Source organism: Acidobacterium sp. S8 (assembly GCF_009765985.1).
Taxonomy (GTDB): domain Bacteria; phylum Acidobacteriota; class Terriglobia; order Terriglobales; family Acidobacteriaceae; genus Alloacidobacterium.
Genome location: NZ_LMUM01000014.1, coordinates 23,916 through 42,521, shown reverse-complemented (window position 1 = coordinate 42,521; position 18,606 = coordinate 23,916). Strand labels below are relative to the sequence as shown.

Here is an 18,606-nt window from a genome sequence, read left to right as displayed (position 1 = left end):
TCTCAAGCCTTTCTTAAGTCTGCCTGAATTACCTTACGGCGTATTCATTCTCTGAGTTGTCGGTACTCTGGGAAGGGAAGACAACCGAAGTTTGCGCAAAAATGCAAGCATTGCAGCATTAAACTTCTGCGGTCTCTGCAGAGGAGCGAAATGACTGACGCCGTCCAGCATCACAAGCTCCGCATGAGGAATAGTTCTTGCGAGATAGGCGGCATGTTCTCCCTTGATGAATTCATCATTCTCGCTTTGCACCACAGTCACAGGGACACTAATCTCAGCCAAATCATCTACGGAATAATTTGGTTGCGTTTTCTGCATCAGGCTCACTGCGTCAACGAATGCCTTGAATTGGTCTGGCGTGGCTGAAAGCTGGGCGTAATCGTTCGTATGCCGGGCAAAGCAACGACCAAGCGCTGAATCGGCTTCGAAAATAATCTCTTTTACACCGCTCGGATCCATATTGCAGGCAAAGAAAAGTACACCAGCAATTCGCGCGGGAGCTTTTCCAGCAACGACCAAACTTGTACATGCACCATCACTCCAGCCGATCAGAGCAGCCTTATCGATATGTAATACGTCCATCACCGCAAGGACATCGGATGCCATCAGTTCATAAGAATATGGTTGCCCATCACGCGAGCTCCGCCCATGGCCACGGCTATCCACTAAAATGCCGCGATAACCCGCTCCTGTCAGCTCCGGAAGCTGGTAGCCCCAGTTGCCGCTGTGACCCAGCCCCCCATGCAGCAAAATCACCGGAAAGCCTGAGCCATAGCCGGCATACCAGATCCGCGCTCCATTGTTTTCGGCATAACCTTGCGTATCGGGATTCGGTAGCGGGGTAGCTCCGAAAACTTCAAACTTTTTAAGGTCATCGTCGAAAACTTCCATTCGTTCTCTATCAGTCATGGACACGAAATCCTTCATCTTCCTGTTATATTTTCGGTCACGACCCCAGACATTGCGCTTATGGATCACCTTCGAAATTCTCGAGTACGCCTCGACATCTAATGCTCATAGAAGTCTACCTCGGCATCTACAGCACGAAAATTATCTTGACAACTCGAACGTCTCACTCTTAGGATTTTCACGCGGTGGAAACGATACCAATCGAGAGATAATGTGCCTCGCTGTTTACTCCAACTTCATCGCATCTTGATAAAGTTACCGGAAAGCCCACCATCAACAAACACCATTCAAGTAGGAGCGCGCCGTCGCCTTTGCAAACTCCCGGAAGTCGGCGGCTACCCGGGCAGCTTAAGCATCGCGCGGGAATCCCTCCTGTCCTGCCAAGCAGTTGGTTCGAACCAGCGGAACACCGCGCCTTCAAAGCGCGCAAAATTTTGAAAGGGCCGCTTCTAACAAGATTAGGCCGCTGCCCTTAGGTCGAGAGAGGCGAATGACAAAGTATCGTACCTCCGTTCATGCCATATTGAAGCGTATGCAGTCTGGCCGTTTTCTGGCATTGCCAATCACGTTGCTGTTACTAACCGGCGCTCAAGGGCAGACTATGCAGTCGCCGGACATCTCCAGGGATCCCACCTTATATGTCGTTCCATATGCGCACTTGGACACGCAATGGCGCTGGGAGTTTCCACAAACTATCAGCGAATATCTGCTCAAGACAATGCGCGTCAACTTTGATTACATGGATAAGTACCCTCACTATGTGTTCAATTGGACTGGTGCGAACCGTTATCGCCTGATGAAGGAATACTTCCCTGACGACTATGCGCGTATCAAGAAATACGTCGCTGCAGGCCGCTGGTTTCCAGCTGGCTCGTCAGTGGAAGAAGGCGACGTCAATCTACCCAGCGCCGAAGGGATCTTTCGCCAGATACTTTACGGCAATACGTTCTTCCGCGACGAATTCGGCAAGGCTAGCAACGAATACATGCTGCCCGATTGCTTCGGCTTCCCCGCATCATTGCCAAGTATCCTCACACATGCCGGAGTAAAGGGCTTTTCAACCCAAAAACTCAGCGCTGCGTGGCAACCTTCCCCGAAAGTAGGTGGGCCTGACTCACCCGAACAAACGCCCGAAGGTATTCCGTTCAATGTAGGACTATGGGTCGGCCCCGACGGCGAAACGGTACTTGCAGCTCTCAATCCCGGCGGCTATGGCAGTAACGTTTTCACCGATCTCAGCAAAGACCCGGGGCCGCCTCCACCGATGCCACAATTAACAGCCGAGGAAAAAGCGAAACTCACAGCGCAGCAACTGCGCTTTCTCGAACGCCCCAGACCCTGGGAACAGGATTGGGTAAAACGAATTGATCTGAATGGCAAAGTAACCGGCATCTATGCCGACTATCATTATGTAGGCACCGGTGATATCGGAGGAGCAACCCAGGAATCGACAGTCAAGCTGCTCGAAGCCATCGTTACAAAAAGCAAAACCATATTGCCTCCTCCGCCGCAGCCCAACTTTTTGAGGAACATCGAATCGGCCTCGACGCCCTCTGGATCCGAAGTACAAGTCGGCGACGGACCGGTGCACGTGATCGAGTCTACCGCCGATCAGATGTTCAACACCATTACGCCGGACATGTCCTCCCGCATGCCGCAATACAAGGGGGATCTTGAGCTTATAAACCATTCAGCCGGGTCATTGACATCGCAGGCCTACCACAAGCGCTGGATCATCCAGAACGAAAACCTGGCAGACGCTGCTGAAAAAGCCTCCGTTGCAGCGCAATGGATGGGCGGACCTGCCTATCCGCAGAAGCGGTTAAATGATGCCTGGATGCTCGAACTTGGAGGGCACTTTCATGACACTGCCGCCGGGACGGCAACACCGCGAGCCTACGAGTTTGCTTGGAACGATGACATCATCGCCGCAAATCAATTCGCAACGGTCTTGACCAGTGCCAGCGCCGCCATCGCGTCGCAGCTCGATAGCGAAGGCAAAGGCACGCCCATCATTGTTTACAACCCACTCAGCATCGCGCGAGAAGATCTGGTCGAAGCAAGCGTGAGCTTTTCTGGCGGCACACCTAAAGCAGCGCGGGTGATCGATCCGGAAGGAAAAGAGATACCAGCGCAGTTAGAAGACGACAACGTGCTCTTCCTCGCAAAAACCCCCTCCGTGGGATACAGCGTCTACCATGTGTTGCCAGCAGAAAAATACAATGCGAGTCGCGAGTTAAAAGTAACAAATTCCACCTTGGAAAATGCCCGCTATCGGGTTCAGATCGACCCAGATGGCGACGTCTCCAGTATTTTTGATAAGAGCCTCAACAAAGAGTTATTGTCAGCACCGATTAGACTTGCGATCTCCAACGACGCACCTGCAATGTATCCAGCGTGGAATATGGATTTCGATCAGGAGCAGGCACCCCCACGTGCCTATATTGGTGGCCCCGCGCAGATTCGCATAAAAGAGAAAGGACCGGTACGGGTCTCAATTGAAGTAACGCGTGAAGGAGAGCACTCAAAATTTGTGCAGACGATCAGCCTTTCAGCTGGCGATGCAGGCAACCGTGTAGAGTTTGCCAATGCGATCGATTGGCGCACACTCTCCGCAAATCTGAAGGCAACCATTCCTCTCGCAGCCTCAAATTCTGAAGCCACTTACAACTGGGATGTGGGCACAATTCGGCGACAAAACGCACATGAACGTCAGTTTGAAGTCGCTTCACATCGCTGGATTGATATCACGGACAAGAGCGGTAGCTTTGGTACAACGATTCTCACTGACTGTAAGAATGGCTCCGACAAACCGAATGACAATACAATTCGCCTGACTCTTCTCCGTTCTCCTGGCATGCCCCCGGCAAATGGCAGACCCCAGGGATACACGGATCAGTCCAATCAGGATTGGGGCCATCATGAATTCGTCTTTGCATTGGCGGGCCACTCCGGAGATTGGCGGGAGGCCCAGACCGATTGGCAAGGATATCGCCTGAACGATCCCCTCATTGCGTTCGAAACTACGCCTCACCCGGGCTCACTTGGCAAGAGCTTTTCCCTTTTCCATCTGAATAATTCACGTGTCCGCGTCTTAGCGCTCAAGAAATCCGAGGGCAGCGATGAAATCATTCTTCGCATGGTCGAACTCGACGGCAAAGCCGCGCCCGATGTGCGCGTTTCCTTCGCCGGTCCCGTCACTTCTGCGCGCGAAGTCAACGCGCAGGAACAACCGGTAGGAAAGGCCAATGTGAGCGGGGGGGATCTGGTCACATCGTTCAGTGCATATCAGCCCCGAACATTTGCATTGCAGCTTGGTAAATCCCCCATGCATCTGGCTGCCTTGCAATCTCAGCCTGTGCGGTTAGACTACGATCTCGCCGTCGCCAGCAACGACGACACGAAAACGGCGAGCAGCGGTATCGACGGTAAAGGCGATGCTCTGCCCGCCGAGATGCTTCCCTCACATATCGACTACAACGGCGTACAGTTCCAACTTGCTACAGCCGGAACTGGCAAGGCAAACGCCGTCATTGCCAAAGGACAAAATCTTGCGCTACCAGCCGGCAACTACAATCGGATTTTCATTCTGGCGACCTCTGCTGACGGCGATCGAAATGCTACATTCCGAGCTGACAGCAGGACGGCTGATCTAAATATCCAGGCGTGGAACGGATTCATCGGGCAATGGGATACCCGGATCTGGAAAAATCAACAGGAACGCAACTGGGCGATCTCAGCAAATCATGCACCCTGGCCGCCGCCTGACGAACAGGAGCGGGAAGCACGCGTCCCATCACCGCGCTATCCTGAGGACTACGTCGGTCTCATGGCAGGCTACGTCAAACCCGCGAGCCTTGCATGGTATGTCTCACACCACCACACCCCCGATGGACTCAATGAGCCTTATCAGTACTCTTATCTCTTCGCGTATTCCATCGATCTTCCCGCAGGCGCGCGAAATCTGACACTTCCGAATGACGATAAAATCCGCATCCTGGCTGTGTCAGTTGCCGAGGACGTTCCTGCGATCAAGCCAGCGGCTCCACTTTACGACACACTTGGCCGCACAGAACCTCCACAAACCATGGAAGCCGCTCGCTAGGCATGAGTGATGACAACTTGGAACTTGAAGAAATATAAGAAATTAGGCTTGGACGTATGACATGCCAACTTTGAAGGGAGTGTCCGGTTGGACACGGGCACTTCCTTCGCATTCTCGTCAGCTAACTTAGAGTTTTAGACATCGAATGTTCCCGAGCAAAGAATTCGAAATACATGCTCGATATTCTTAACGAAGGATTATCAGACTCCTATTGGGCTTATGGAACCCAATCCAGAGCAGCTTCTAGCCCATAGGCTTCCACTGCTTCACACGATACCTTCCGTTGCCGCGAATGTTCCCCACAGCCCGTGTCGCGTCCCATGAAAGCTCTATCTCACTGGCCTCTTCCTGCGCACGCCATGAAATATGACCGTCGCCGTAAATCTGCACCGTCAGTTCGTGGCTGCCCGGATCGCCCGTTGAGGCGCCTACACCTGCAATAGGAATCACAGATCCAGATTTCACAAACACCGGTATTTTGTCGGCCGAGGCGGGCACCTCGAATGTGGAATCCGACAGCACAAGCTCTCCCGTCCAGAAATCATGCCACTTGCCCTGCGGCAGAACAATTTTCCGAGCCGCCTCACCCGCAAATAGAGGGGCGACCAACATACGATCTCCCATCATGTATGCGTCGTCAATCGTCTGAAGGTTCTTATCATCCGGATAATCAAGAACAAGCGCTCGAAACGGAGGCGTTCCATTCTCGGCATATCGCCGGAAAGCGCCAAGAAGATAAGGCACAAGCTGCATGCGCCACCCGATAATCTCACGGCAGCGGGCCTCGAGTTCCTTCCAGTTCTCCGCCAGCTGCCCTGAGTTATTCAGCTCTCTGTTGAGTTGCTTCCATGGCGGATTCTTGATGTACCACGCGTTCACCATGGCGAGCGGAGAAAACACGACACTCTGCAGGCGTCGAATCAAATCTTCTTCGCTCGCCGCATCGCGAACTTCGGGGCACCAAAGCAGTCCGGAAAATCCGCAATTCACCACGCCGCGAACAAACTGCCGGTGATCGTAAAGGTCGCTATACAAGACAAACGGATAAGGCGCTGCCAACGCTCCACTCGACCGGACGAGGTTATAGGTCGGACGCTGTCTCTGCTGAAATTGCCGCCAGATTGTCTGCTGGTATTTGAGGCCGAAAATCGCATGCATCTGCTCTCCATCCAGACCGGAGGGAAAGCTGCTCATGTCGGGGAAAGACCAACCGTCGGTGAAATCTGAATTGTCGCACTCGTCCAGCTTGAATCCGGAAATCCCGATATCTATCAGGTGCTCGCCATGATAGCTTCCGAAAATCTCTCTCGCCTGTTCGCCAGCGAAATCAGGCACTAGTCCTTCCCACACCGCAAAATCGCCTGCATATGGCACGAGCTGAGAAAATACCGGCGATGACGGATGCGTGAATGCATGTTCCCACAGGTTCACTCGATAGCCTAGTTGCTCGGCCTCCTTCACAAATTGCTTTGGATCAGGAAACCGATTCTGATCCCACGCGAAACTGCAGGAATAAGCGTGAGTCTGCCAGCCGGGCTCCAGACCGATCACATCGCAAGGCATCTTGCTTTCACGGAATTCCCGGGCAAGGGCAAGCACGGCTGCCTGATCGGCATGCAACTCGGCTCGATACCAAAAGCCCAGCCCCCACTCCGGCGGAACGACGCCGCCACCAGAAAACAAAATATAGCGCTGCACAGCCTGCTGCATCGTTGGCCCGGCGAAGAGATACGCATCCACTCCCGCGGTTCGAGGCACTTCTACCAACACTTCACTTGAAGTCGCAATACCTTTTCCTCCAGCATCCTGTGGAGTATTCACAACTGAATGTTGATTCGTCGTCGGCTCAACTGGCTTCGGATGTGCTTCGCCGCAGTAGAACTGGGCATGGCGCAGCGTATCGATCAGAACACCGTATCCGTGAGTCGTGACATAGAACGGCACCGGCGCGTGTGAATCTCCGGAATCTCCTTTTGGGTCCGCATTCACCCGTACAATTCTCTTCTTTCCTCGCTGCTGAAAGGAAAGCAGCTGCAACCCGAAACCATACATTAATTCGTCCGAGGCTAATGGAATGGAAATTTGACAACCCCGCGCCGTTATCCTGCCGCGCAAATTTGAAAGAGGAGGATTGGAAACACTCGGCAGCGCGCGCATTGCCTCCGCGGCGGGACGAACCGAACGCATACTTACGGCAGTATGGACTTCCGGAGTTCCAAGTGTCGTCTTCCATATGCCAGGAAAAACTTCATTCCAACTTAGAGTCTGCTCACTTGATGCCTTCAGGATTTGAGAAGAAGCCATCGTTCCTCTTCCAAGGTTCGCAGCCGTAATGCCTGCCGCAGTCAGTCCTTTAGCAAGATCTCGCCGATTTATTTTCGACATGCAGTAACGCGCTCCTCACACAGGTCAGATTCAGATCTCCCGTCATTCGAATGACGTATCAGAATAGACCATACCTTTCTTGCCATAGGTTCGCATAGACTCACTCGACTTCCTGCGCCCACCTGTGTTCTATTGCCTGCATGAAGAACTTCAACATGATTGTTGTTTTATCTGCTGCAGCTTTGGCCGGAACATCGCTGGCTCAGACCACGTCCGCGAATGCCCCGCAGTCAAATGCCAGCTTCATAGACGCACAGGGAACAGCGCATGTCTCGCGCATCGTGCCCGTACCAAAAACCATCAGTCCGGAGGCACAGAAGAGTCTCGCGCAGCCTGTCTCCGACGGACCAACAGCTGAGTCTCTCGCCGACCGGCGCGCCAAAACCGATACCTGGCAGGCAAAGGCGGGCGAAGCATACCGGCAAGCCTATCCCGCAACTATCGCGTCCGGCGTAATCGGAGGAGTGCCGGTGAGAATCATCACACCTCCGGTCACCGGCAACGGCAAGAACAGTCGCGTGCTCATCAATGTGCACGGTGGCGGCTTCAATTCCGATTCAGGCTCGCTGACCGAGACCATTCCCATCGCCAATCTCACGCAGACAAAGGTCATTGCCGTCCTCTATCGGCTCGCTCCCGAGCACCCGTTTCCGGCCTCCGTCGAGGATACGGTCGCAGTCTACAAAGAACTGCTCAAGACCTATAAGCCGCAGAATATTGCGCTTTATGGAACCTCAGCAGGCGCGATCCTGACCGCAGAAACCGCAGTCAAACTAAAGCAACTGGGATTGCCGCTTCCCGGAGCGCTCGGTATCTTCTCCGGGCTGGGAGACTTCAGTCTCGCGGGTGATTCGCAATCCATGTACGCCCTTCGTGGTTTGTCAGGTTATCTATCTCCTCCAGTCCTTGAAGGCGCGCACGACCCCGAATACGTCGGCACAACGAATCCCAAAGATCCGGTTCTATCGCCCTTGTACGCCGACCTGAAGGGCATGCCTCCAACGCTCTTTATCACCAGTGGCCGCGATCTTTTATTGAGCGGAACCACAATCCTGCATCGTGCCTTCCTGCGTGCCGGTGCCGATGCGCAACTGGTGGTTTTCGAAGCATTGCCCCACGCTTTCTGGAACGACGTCGATCTGCCCGAATCGCACGAGGCCGATGAGATCATGGCGCATTTCTTCGATACACATTTAGGAAAGTAAGGAACGCATCCTGTTCTTCACAAAGAAAATGAGGCCCGGAAGTAACGGGCCCATTGCGAAAGATTGGATCGATTCACTTCCAATCAAGCTAGAAAGTGAACCCTCCAAGGAATGTGATTTGTCGAACCTGTCCACTTTCAAGTGAGTCGAAAGTTCCGTATTGGCTTGTAAATTGATTTCCGCCTGGTACGGAGATATTTCCGCTCGGGTTTAAAAACTGCGGATGATTGAAGAGGTTCGACATCTGCGTCATGAAGTTGAAGTGAATGCGATCCGTGATAGCGACTGACTTGGTCAAAGAAAGGTGAGTTTGATAAAGGTGCTGGCCTTCCAGGCTATTCGGACGGGCATCGCCGAAGTGACCATCCTGTGGAACCGCAAACGCGGATGTGTTGAACCAGTTGTTGTAGTTTTTTCCACCAGGAACGCTGTTTGGGTTTCCAACCAGATCGGGCAATCCACCGAATGTTCCAGTATTCGATGGGTCAGTTCCAGTGAATGCCGGCGAGAAGCCTAGACCAGAAGCAAGGAACGTCGCGACGCTCGTCGACCATCCTCCAACAATGCGGTCCATCGTATTACCGCTGTCTGAGAGATAACGCTGCCCTTTTCCGAACGGCAGTGCCCAGACCATGTTCGCTGACGCATAGTTCCGACGCGTTTGGCCATCGTTTGCCCAATGGCTCAGCACGTCATACGGATTTTCTGTATCGAGATAGTTAGCGAGGCTTTCCGTGTAAGAGTAGCTTCCGTTGAAAGTTAGGCTTCCTACTCTTCGTTTCGCCTCGAGCTGAAGCGAGTTAAACCTCGTTCCGCCGTCAAATCGAAGCAGGTTAGTAGAGAAAAACTGCGGATACGGCCTGCTACCAGCGGTAAACGGGGTTGTGCTTGGATGCGGAACATTAACGTTCACTAAATAGTTCAACCCGGTGCCCACAGAGCCAAGGTAGGAGGCACGGAGCCCAATATGGGCGATCTCTTCCTCATAGCTAAGGCTGTATTGATGGATATGCCCGTGACTCAGATCGCGAGGATACCCGTTGACACTTTGGCTCGGCACACTCGCGCTGGCCGTGCTGGATGGATAGGGATTCGGGAAGGAAAGCAATGGAGTCGTTCCGGGACTGACCACATTCTGATAAATCTCGCTAATCGAAAATGGTCCGGTAGACCCAAGTTGCGGATTGATCGGCAGGAAATTGTTGAAGGCTCCAGCACTGTCGAAGCGCGACGTGAAGATGCCATAGCCGCCGCGAATAACAGAGTGATCGGTAAGCGCGTATGCCACACCAATGCGAGGAACAAAATTGCTCTTGTCCGCAATCGCCTGAACATTTCCAGGCACAACAGTAATGGCGGAGGGATACAGTGGGCTAACCGAGGCTATGGCTTTGGGATCGACGATAACATTCCCGCTAGTCGGATCCCAGTTATACATCAGGTGGCTGTCGGAGCTTGGTGTCCCATATAGGTCCCACCGCATTCCATAGGTCAGTGTTAGCTTGCGTGAAACCTTGAATGAGTCTTCGGCATAAAGACCATACTCATTCAGCGTCTGTGACTGGTTACCGAGCGGGTTTACGCGTTGGCTTTCCTGCGGCAGCCCAAGCAGAAAGTCGGCGTAGGAATTGCCGGTAATCGATCCGTCAAATGTAAAGGTCCCGTAGTTTGGCACAACGCCATAGAAATTACTGTAATGTTGAATGCTGCCGCCGAACTTCACTGAGTGCTGCCCGAGTTGCCAGTCAATACTGTCGTTGAACGTAAGTATGTGGTTATCGGCTTTCACGCCACCAGAAACATCGCTCAGAGAGGTGAGACCGGCAATGTCCATTTCCGGAAAACCCTGACCAGTGAGTTGGCTTGGATTCGAACCCTCCAGCCCTATGGAAGAAAGGACTTTGCTGCCGTCAGGTGGAGTCTGCCCCGCCTCATTTTGGCCATCGATGATGTAATCCGTCGAATATCCAAACCGGAAGTTGTTCACGAGCGTAGGAGAAAAGATCTGGGTATCGCCTGCCGCCCATTGCTGGTGCTTTCTTGCGCGTGTCCAGATGAGACCTGGGAGCCCGTTATTCAGCACATAGGGCGTCTGCCGCATTAGCCAGCGCACGAATAATGAATTGCTCTTCGTCAGGTTGTGATCGATGCGCACGATCGGCCAATCGCCGCGATAAAGATCGCTATTGAAGGGGAAGGTAAATGCATAGTTATTAACGGGCGTATTCGTATCTACGTTGGGGGCCGGCAAGTATTGACTTTGAACTGCCGCCGAAACCGAGCTAATGCGATTTGCAGGAATCGTATTGTTTGCAAAAGGTAAACCGGTAGACGGGTCGATGATAGTGCTCGAAAATACGCCATTACGCCAGGGGGTCGTCGGGACATTCGCGGTCACAAACGTTCCCAGCGGAATACGCTGTGCAAACCACGCTCCGTAAAAGAAAGTGTGGTCTTTCCATATAGGCCCGGACGCTTCCAGATCCCATTCGTGCTGGAGATAAGGAGTCTTGCCTGTGTCAAAATAGCCAGCGGCATTGAAGACCGAATCATAGATGCGATACGTGGCTTTTCCATGAAACGCGTTCTGTCCGCGTTTCGTCACCTGGCTGATCTGAACAGGAACCGGGCTTTCCGCTGGAGCATTGAACACTGTGGCTGAAACCTGCTCGAAAAAGTTGGCGTTATTGTTCTGTATGCCTTGCAGGTCATTCGCAATGCCGTCAAAAGTTTGGGTCTGCTGCGACTGCACCTCTCCATCTGCTACCGGAGGATAGGTACCGCCCTGCACGCCGGCTAGCGTCGTCAACTGATACCAGGTACTCGGGTAAATCGTAACCTGCGGCGATTGGTCATGCTGCTTGGCCGTGAACATGTCCGAAATTGTCGGCGATTCCGTGGATATGACAGAAGCGCCTGCGGAAACTGTCACTTGTTCTACCGCTTGCCCGAGAGCAAGCTGCGCATCCAGGCGCCGCACCTGTCCGCTGTCGAGAACGATGTTTTGCGCCACAAAGACCTTGAATCCAGTGGCGTTACAGCGTAGTTCATAGGTGCCCGGCTTGATTTCATCGAACTCAAAATCGCCGCTCGAAAGAGAACTGGCCTGGCGGATAGTCTGTCCCGTGGCCGGCTCGAGAAGCGTGATCTGAGCTCCGGCAACCACGGCGCCTGAATTATCGGTTATAGTTCCCCGCAAAGTTGCATTGAGCGTCTGAGCTCGCAATGCCGGAAAGGAAATGAGCGCGAATAGGAAAACGACAATGAAAGCAGGGACGCGGCCAGAACGACATAGCCTGCTATGGAATAACGACAACATGTGGAGCCTCCGAAAAAGATGTAGATCGAAGCCAGATTTTCCCTTGAACAGCGGGGTCGAGTTGACGAAGTATAGTCACATTATTTTTCTTTTAGCAAGCGTTTTATTACTATCTCTTTCGATTTAGTTGCGTTTCTCTCGAAAATGGTGCCATTCTCTTCGAAACGAAGGGCTTATCGTTCAGCATGGAAAAATAGCTACCCTTAGTAGATCTCATAGACAGGGACTGGCCTTAAAAGCTCGTGAAATTACCCTTGAGTATGCCAGCTAGATCCGAAGGAAGATCTTGTTCCGATACATCCAGAACAGGACAAGCCAGTAGAGAATCATCACGGTGATGCCGAGCATCAGCGGCTCCAGCCCTGAACCGAAGACCTGAAAAACTCGATAGCCCAGATTGATGTGAAGACTACTGATAATAAAGTTCTCCCAAAGATGCGCAATCAGGTACGCAGCAATGGAGTTCATGCCAACAACTACCAGCGGAAATGCCCATTTTGGGTGATCTTTTACGTCAATAATCCAGGAAAATGCCACCAGAAAGAAGAAGCATATCCCGCCACTGAAAAGGGTCCAACTTGGTGTCCATACACGCTTTACGATGGGGCAAACGCCCGTAAAGTGCAGCAGCAAACCCGCGCAAAACAAAATTAATCCCGCAATAAGAAACCGCCGCAGCGGGATCTTTGGAGCGGAAGCTCGAAACCACTGCCCGGCAAACAGGCCCAGCAACATCGTCCCCAAAGTCGGGATGAAGCTCAAAGTAAGGTAGCCGCCATCATTAAAAGCAAATGGCGAGATGCGCGGAAAAAGGTTCAGAAACCAGAGATCAAAGGCCTGTCCGAGATTGCTGTTTTTGTTCCAATGTGACGCAAAGCCGGTGAAATTATGATGCCAGTCGGCGGGAACACCTACTGCGGCGTAATCAAAGTGCGGACCCGGTGCAGGATAGAGAGCCCATGCCAGCCAGTAACAGAAAAGAATGGCGGCGAATGCAGCCCACTGCCATTTGGGACGGCAGAATGCCAGCAGGAAGGCAAATGTGTAGCCCAGGCCAATCTGCGTCAGGGTGTCCTCAAAAGTGAAATAAGTTTGGGTGCTGTCTATGGAGCGGAGGAAAATCCCGAGCGCAATCAGAAGCAGGCTTCGCCATATCGTGTGCAAAAGCAAACGGCCAAATGTCTGCCCTTTGCGCATACGACTATAAGTGGAATACGGGAGAGCCACTCCTACCAGGAACGTGAATGACGGCTGAATCATGTCGTGCAGACCCAGCCCTGCCCACTGCACGTGCGTCTGGTTGTAGGCGAGTATCCTCCAGAACAAACTTCCCGGATAGGCTTGTGCGACTTTGGCGAAGTTCATCACCTCACCCATCATGAGCAGCATTACCAGCCCGCGATAGGCATCCACCGCGACATTGCGCTTCGGAGCCTGCACTGCGGACGCTGCCGGAGCCGGAACAAAACTGGCCTGAGAATACTCTGCCTGGATCGCGGACGACATCTTCACCTCCATGAGCAAATGCTCACGAAACTCAAATAGGCATTTCGCTTTATTACGAACACCGCCATTTTGAATTTCGAACGATCGTACTGAAATCCTGAATTTTCTACAAGCAAAATCCTGATTCACACAAGTCTACAGCGATGAACTATTAATCCTGCGAATATGAGCCATAAATGAACGCATTGATGTGCGGTTTTTGTTGACAGCCGAAAGATATACCCCCTACACTCCGGTACTACACGAAATAATTCGCCACTATTCGTAATGCCAATCGTCGTGATTCAGCGTGAAAGGAAAGATTATTCCGATGATCCGCCTATGTCGAAGTGCGATTGCATCTCTCCTTCCCCTTTTCCTGGCTCCTGTTGTTTTAGCCCAGAAAGATACGGCTTCCATCACAGGGCAAGTCACGGACAGCTCTGGCGCGATTGTTGCAGGCGCGCGCGTTGAAGCTGTAAATATCGACACAAATTACATCTATCACGCGACGAGCAATCAAACTGGCGACTGGACCATTAGTCCGGTGCGTATCGGAACTTATCGTGTGTCAGTTACTGCAACCGGCTTTAAGACCTCAGAGATTGCGCCCTTTACGCTCGATGTACAGCAGCGACAAAGACTCGACGTTTCCCTCCAACCTGGCCAGGTCACGCAAACTGTTCAAGTGACCGAATCGACTCCATTACTTGAATCCGACACATCGGAACGCAGCCAGCTTGTCGATAGCACTACCATGGTGACGCTTGCACTCAACGGAAGAAATCCGGTGCAGCTGGCACAGTTGACGGCAGGAGTCACAGTGAGTGAGCCAGGCGCACGCGACGAAAATGGATACGGATTCAGCGCAAACGGCGCGCGCTCACTGCAAAATAATTTCCTACTTGATGGCATCGACAACAACTCCAATCTGCCCGATCTCTTGAATGAAGCCAACTATGTCGTGATGCCTTCAGTAGATGCACTGCAGGAATTTCGTGTCGAGACGAACTCCTATGCTGCGGAGTTTGGGCGTGCGACGGGCGCCGTCGTTAATGCCACAATTAAGAGCGGTACGAACAAGTTTCACGGCGTTTTATATGAGTTCGTGCGTAACCAGATGTTCGACGCACGCAATTATTACGATACGACGCTGCCGCCGTATCATCAGAACCAGTTTGGAGCTACCCTCGGTGGCCCGATCCTGCGCAACCGGCTCTTCTTTTTTGTGGACTATGAGGGGTTGCGAGTGAGCCAGGGACAGACATTTACTTCGCTTGTACCAACAGATGCGCAACGGATGGGTGACTTCAGCAACCAACTCGATCTGACTTCTCCGACCGGCGCTAACGATTGCAACGGTAGGCCCACTTATTCAGGCGAATTGTTTGATACGACGCGGACACAGGCCAGCGCTTCCAGCTCTACCGGCTACTGCGGTTTTCCCTTCTCATATAACGCTGACGGGACACCATCGAATGTACTTCCTTCCAACAAGATCGATTCCCTCGGACTGGCGCTCGCAGCGTTATACCCAGCGCCAAACGCAAATGCCGCAGGCTACAACTACGTTTCGAACCCTGTTCTCAGCCGTGACCGAAATCAAGGCGATGTGCGGGTCGATCAGGTCATCACGCCTAATGACAATGCCTTCTATCGCTTCAGTATGAGCCGGCAGCCGGCTACGATTCCCGGGCCTTTCCCCGGCATAGCAGATGGTGGCGGCTTCTTCTCCGGCATCGAAGAAAATAACGGCTATAGTATTGCTGCAAGTGAGACGCATATTTTCTCGCCCAAGAAGGTAAATGAATTACGCCTCGGCTATAACCGTCTCCATTCGAGTCGCTTCCAGTTCAATTACGACCAGGATGTATCGGGATCAGTGGGTTTTCCAGGCGTGCCTTATGAGGCAGGCACGGATAACGGCGGATTGCCGCAATTGAGTTTTAACGACATGTCAACGCTGGGCAGCCCCACCTATCTTCCATCAAATGAAATCCAGAATACCTACAGCGTGTCCGATACCTTCACGTTGATCCTTGGAAATCACAACTGGAAATTTGGCGGAGAATACAGGCCGGAAGAATTCACTATCTATCAGCCCGCCTCGCCGCGTGGCTCGCTCAGCTTTGGCACACAGTATCTTGACAACCCCGCGGCACAGGGCACGGGCGGCAGCGGTTTTGCCTCCATGCTGACTGGACAGGCTGACGGGGGAAACATCAACAACCTGAACAATGTTGATTATTTCCGCAAGGTGTACTCGCTCTTTCTCCAGGACGATTGGCGCGTGACGCCGAAACTTTCTATCAATGCCGGTATCCGCTATGAGTTCTTTTCTCCAATTACGGAGCGGCACAACGCGCAGGCGAATTTCAATCCAGTTACGGGCTACCTCGATATTCCACATAACAGCGATGTGAGCCTGACACCCACTCTCGCTCAGATCCTGCCCGTGAATCATGCGGCGTCAGACAAGTTGATCAATACGGACTTCAACAATCTTGCTCCACGTCTGGGACTCGCTTATCAGATCACTCCAAAGCTGGTCTTTCGCGGAGCCTATGGCGTCTTCTTCAACGGCGATGAAAACGGGCCGTACAGCAATCCCAGTCCTGGATTTAATCCTCCCTATTTTTCCAGTCAAAGTTTTACGGCACCCTGCAGCCAATCTGCTTATGCAGGCAGCGCTCTGGATTGCTCCGTGCCCGGACTGCTGAAGTTGTCGGATGGCTTCCCTTCTACCTCTCTCAGCGATCCGAATACACCGAACCTGTTTTCACTGCAATTGAACCTGCGCACGCCCTACTCTATGCAGTGGCATGGAACCGTTCAATACCAACTGGGACAAGACACTTTGTTTGAAGTGGCATACGTAGGATCCAAAGCAACGAAGCTTTATACCTTTACGAACATAAACCAAGCCGCCCCCAGTGCCGATGCTTCCGCTCCTTACGCTCCACGTCGCCCGTTTTCGTATATAGATGCCGCTATCAGCTATCTCAACTCGGAAGGCTTTTCAGTCTACGACGCACTGCAAACGAAGCTGCAGCACCGATTCCGCGGTGGGGTTACGGCGTTGGTCAATTACACCTATAGCCATGCGCTAGGTGATTCATCGAATGCAAATCTCGGAGCACAAAACAATGATAGCTTCCGCTGGAGCAAACATCCGGAGTGGGAATATGGCAATCTCGACTTCGATGTACGGCATCGCTTTGTCTCCAGCTATACCTGGGATCTACCTTTCGGACACAAACAGCACTTCGCTTCGGATGTAAACACGTTCACCAATCTGATCATCGGCGACTGGCAAACCTCAGGCATCGTCACTCTATCTTCCGGAACATGGTTCACGGTGACCGATGCGAATGCAAATTTTGCGAACTCCGACGGTCAGCAACGACCGGATGTTGTACCCGGGCAAAAGGCCAATGGAAAGCCCTGCATGACAGGAACGTTCTTCAACACGTGTGCATTTCAAGATCCACAGCAAGGGTCATTCGGCAATGTTGGATTGAACACGTTACGTGGTCCAGGGGTCGAAAATTGGGACGCTTCAATTCTGAAAGATTTCCCGATCAGCGAAGATCGCCACTTCGAATTCCGCGCAGAATTTTATAACATGCTCAACCATGCGAATTTTCTCTTCGCAGCTCCGGGGCCACAGAACAGCAATAATGCGACGGTACTTGGCTCAACCACCTTTGGATATGTAACCGCGGCGCGCGCACCGCGCCAGATTCAATTTGGATTAAAGTTCTATTACTGAAACACCAATTCAAAAATGCAGGATGTGCGATGACAGATGAAATGAAGGACATGCTGGGCGATGTTTCGCGACGCGGTTTTATTCGCCTGGGTACCATGGGTGCAGCAGGACTGGGACTTTCTTACTCGGCCAAGGCGGAAAACAAAAGCGAACCCGAGAAGAAAGATCTGAAAACAACGATGATCGATGTGCCGTTTGAGCGTGTTAATCCGAAGATTGGCATCATTGGCGTGGGAGGCCGAGGCACAAGCCTTCTTCACAATTTATTAGCTGCAGATGCCCAGATCATCGCAATCTGCGATGTTGTGCAGGAGAAGGCCGCTCATGCGCAGTCGCTCGTAGAAAAAGCGGGACAAAAGACACCGACGCTCTATACGAGCGGCGACCACGCCTTTGAATCTCTGGTGGCACGCGACGATCTCAACCTTGTGATTATTGCCACTCCCTGGAAATGGCACGTGGAGATGGCAGTTGCCACAATGAAACACGGCAAACACGCAGCCGTGGAGGTACCCGCAGCGACGACGATCGACGACTGTTGGAAGCTCGTGAATACTTCGGAGCAGACACGCCGGCACTGCATGATGCTTGAGAACTGCTGCTACGGTTACAACGAAACCCTGATTTTGCGTATGGTTCATGCTGGAATGTTCGGCGATTTGCTCTATGGAGAAGGCGCATACATCCACGATCTGCGCGAAGAACTTTTTTCCAATCAGGGTGAAGGCCTTTGGCGCCGCGCAATACATACCGAACGCGATGGCAATCTGTATCCCACACACGGGCTGGGTCCTGTCGCAAATTATCTGAGCATTCAACGAGGCGACAGATTCGACTACATCGTCTCGATGAGCACACCTCAGCGAGGGCTCGAGGCTTATCGTAAAGCGCACGTATCGCAGTCAGACCCCAAATGGGCAGAGCACTACGTTACCGGCGATATGAATACGTCGCTTATCAAGACCTCCAAAGGTTTGACGATTACCGTTAAGCACGACGTTTCGAATCCGCATCCGTACGATCGCATTAACACCATCGCTGGTACGAAAGGCGTCTTCGCCGATTATCCGCCGCGTATTTATTTTGACGGCCAGCCGGGAGGCGAGGCATGGGGCAGCATCGATCCCTATAAGCAGTACCAACATCCTCTTTGGAGGGAAGAAGGCGAGATAGCGCAGAAGTTAGGTGGCCACGGCGGAATGGATTACATCATGCTATATCGCTTGTTACAGTGTATGCGCGAGGGTATCGCGCCAGACATGGATGTTTACGATGCGGCCGCGTGGTCGGCGCCAGGTCCCTTAAGCCGATTGTCAGTTGAACAAGGAAGCGCACCGGTGAAGTTCCCCGATTTCACTCGAGGCAACTGGCAGCAACGTCAAGCATCTTCCATCGCTACCCAGGCTTGATAAGAGAACAGGCTTCT

Annotated in this window: 8 protein-coding genes; 4 read left to right on the top strand and 4 right to left on the bottom strand. The window is 52.5% G+C overall.

What is annotated here, in order from left to right; all coding sequences use genetic code 11:
* Window positions 1–33: 33 nt before the first annotated feature.
* On the bottom strand, window positions 34–978 hold the full coding sequence (locus tag GSQ86_RS03940) for an alpha/beta fold hydrolase (RefSeq protein ID WP_254062118.1): 945 nt from the start codon (window positions 976–978) through the stop codon (window positions 34–36).
* Between the two features lie 421 nt (window positions 979–1,399).
* On the opposite strand from GSQ86_RS03940, the gene GSQ86_RS03935 reads away from it, so the two are divergent.
* Window positions 1,400–5,014 (top strand): alpha-mannosidase, encoded by a 3,615-nt coding sequence (locus GSQ86_RS03935; RefSeq protein ID WP_371720121.1) that lies wholly within the window; start codon window positions 1,400–1,402, stop codon window positions 5,012–5,014.
* 243 nt (window positions 5,015–5,257) lie between these two features.
* Here the strand turns inward: GSQ86_RS03935 and GSQ86_RS03930 are convergent, their stop codons facing one another.
* A complete protein-coding gene (locus tag GSQ86_RS03930; RefSeq protein ID WP_371720128.1) occupies window positions 5,258–7,171 on the bottom strand; it encodes a TIM-barrel domain-containing protein in 1,914 nt (637 codons plus the stop codon).
* Between the two features lie 383 nt (window positions 7,172–7,554).
* Here GSQ86_RS03930 and GSQ86_RS03925 point away from each other — a divergent pair, with 383 nt between their 5' ends.
* Window positions 7,555–8,604 carry an alpha/beta hydrolase fold domain-containing protein gene (locus tag GSQ86_RS03925; protein WP_158748662.1) on the top strand — a complete coding sequence of 350 codons (1,050 nt, stop codon included), beginning with the start codon at window positions 7,555–7,557 and terminating at the stop codon, window positions 8,602–8,604.
* 88 nt (window positions 8,605–8,692) lie between these two features.
* Here the strand turns inward: GSQ86_RS03925 and GSQ86_RS03920 are convergent, their stop codons facing one another.
* Together GSQ86_RS03920 and GSQ86_RS03915 are read right to left on the bottom strand one after the other, a co-directional pair.
* The gene (locus GSQ86_RS03920; protein WP_256366816.1) at window positions 8,693–11,923 is read right to left on the bottom strand and encodes a TonB-dependent receptor domain-containing protein; all 3,231 of its coding nucleotides are present in this window, start codon (window positions 11,921–11,923) and stop codon (window positions 8,693–8,695) included.
* A 267-nt stretch (window positions 11,924–12,190) separates the two neighbouring features.
* Entirely contained in the window at window positions 12,191–13,429 is a 1,239-nt protein-coding gene (locus GSQ86_RS03915; protein WP_216841000.1) for an acyltransferase family protein, read from the bottom strand.
* Between the two features lie 310 nt (window positions 13,430–13,739).
* On the opposite strand from GSQ86_RS03915, the gene GSQ86_RS03910 reads away from it, so the two are divergent.
* On the top strand, window positions 13,740–17,180 hold the full coding sequence (locus tag GSQ86_RS03910; RefSeq protein ID WP_158748660.1) for a TonB-dependent receptor: 3,441 nt from the start codon (window positions 13,740–13,742) through the stop codon (window positions 17,178–17,180).
* A gap of 29 nt (window positions 17,181–17,209) precedes the next feature.
* Window positions 17,210–18,589: a Gfo/Idh/MocA family protein gene (locus GSQ86_RS03905; protein ID WP_158748659.1), complete on the top strand. Its 1,380-nt coding sequence runs from the start codon at window positions 17,210–17,212 to the stop codon at window positions 18,587–18,589.
* The last annotated feature ends 17 nt before the right edge of the window (window positions 18,590–18,606 follow it).

Excerpts from the sequence above, each read along its gene's own strand:
- GSQ86_RS03935 (WP_371720121.1), top strand. The coding sequence starts at position 1,400 with ATGACAAAGTATCGTACCTCCGTTCATGCCATATTGAAGCGTATGCAG.
- GSQ86_RS03930 (WP_371720128.1), bottom strand. The coding sequence starts at position 7,171 with ATGCGCGCGCTGCCGAGTGTTTCCAATCCTCCTCTTTCAAATTTGCGC.
- GSQ86_RS03925 (WP_158748662.1), top strand. The coding sequence starts at position 7,555 with ATGATTGTTGTTTTATCTGCTGCAGCTTTGGCCGGAACATCGCTGGCT.
- GSQ86_RS03920 (WP_256366816.1), bottom strand. The coding sequence starts at position 11,923 with ATGTTGTCGTTATTCCATAGCAGGCTATGTCGTTCTGGCCGCGTCCCT.
- GSQ86_RS03915 (WP_216841000.1), bottom strand. The coding sequence starts at position 13,429 with ATGTCGTCCGCGATCCAGGCAGAGTATTCTCAGGCCAGTTTTGTTCCG.
- GSQ86_RS03910 (WP_158748660.1), top strand. The coding sequence starts at position 13,740 with ATGATCCGCCTATGTCGAAGTGCGATTGCATCTCTCCTTCCCCTTTTC.
- GSQ86_RS03905 (WP_158748659.1), top strand. The coding sequence starts at position 17,210 with ATGACAGATGAAATGAAGGACATGCTGGGCGATGTTTCGCGACGCGGT.